1 protein-coding gene is annotated in these 1,054 nt (G+C 70.7%); it reads right to left on the bottom strand.

Features of this window, described 5'->3' with window-relative positions; genetic code table 11:
• Nucleotides 1-1,054, bottom strand: a 1,054-nt coding sequence (locus QZ994_RS19980) for a 5'-3' exonuclease H3TH domain-containing protein (RefSeq protein ID WP_290877879.1), incomplete at both ends; no start/stop codon positions are given.

Below are 1,054 nucleotides of genomic sequence, written 5' to 3'. Positions count from 1 at the left end.
AGGCCGCCCAGTCGAGGATGGTGTCGTAGCGGGTGGGCAGGCTAGGGGCGCCTGCCGCCGCTTCGCCGTTCGCACCAGCCTGGGCGGCCTCGGGCGCCTCGCCTCCACCTCCAAACAGGTCGGCGGTGCCATCGGCGGCCTTGGACCTGGCCTTGCCCTTGGCGGCGGGTGTCGCCTTGCCAGCGGCCACCGTGCCCCCGCCACCCAGCAGGCGCTCGACCTCGACCTTGGCACTGCGGAAACCGTAGCGGGTGTAGAAGTCCAGCAGCGCCGGCAGGTCTGGGGCCTTGAGGGCCAGGGCGTCCAGGCCAGGCCATTCGGGCACAAAGCCCGTGAGGTCGCAATCGAGCTTGACGGTGATCAGGCGGCGCCCCTGGGGCAGCCAGTCCAGCGCCTTGCGCAGGTTCTCGCCGGCCACACCCTTGATGGCGTCGGCCGCGGCCATGACGCCGGCCAGGCTGCCGTGCTCGGCCAGCCACTTCACGGCGGTCTTGGGGCCCACCTTCTCGACGCCAGGCACGTTGTCGACCGTGTCGCCGATGAGGGTGAGGTAGTCGATGATCAGCTCGGGCGGCACGCCGAACTTGGCCTGCACACCGGGCACATCCAGCACCTCGGGCGGCTTGGCCATGGTGTTGATCAGGGAGACATGGGGGTTGACCAGCTGGGCCAGGTCCTTGTCGCCCGTGGAGATCACCACCCGGTGGCCCGATTCGGCCGCGACACGGGCCAGGGTGCCGATGGCGTCGTCGGCCTCGATGCCGGGCACTTCCAGCACGGGCCAGCCCAGCAGCTTCACCACCTCGTGGATGGGCTCGATCTGGGTGCGCAGGTCGTCCGGCATGGGCGGGCGCTGGGCCTTGTAGGCCGGGTACCACTCGTCGCGGAAGGTGGGGCCTTTGGCGTCGAAGACGCAGACCGCGTGCTCGGCGCCGATGTGGTCCCGCAGCCAGCCCATCATGTTGACCATGCCGTGCAGGGCCCCGGTGGGCTCGCCACTGGGCCCGCGCAGGTCGGGCATGGCGTGGAAGGCGCGGTAGAGGTAGCTGGAGCC

It is taken from the genome of Aquabacterium sp. (assembly GCF_021768455.1).
Lineage (GTDB): Bacteria > Pseudomonadota > Gammaproteobacteria > Burkholderiales > Burkholderiaceae_C > Aquabacterium.
This window is presented reverse-complemented; position numbering and strand designations above follow the sequence as displayed.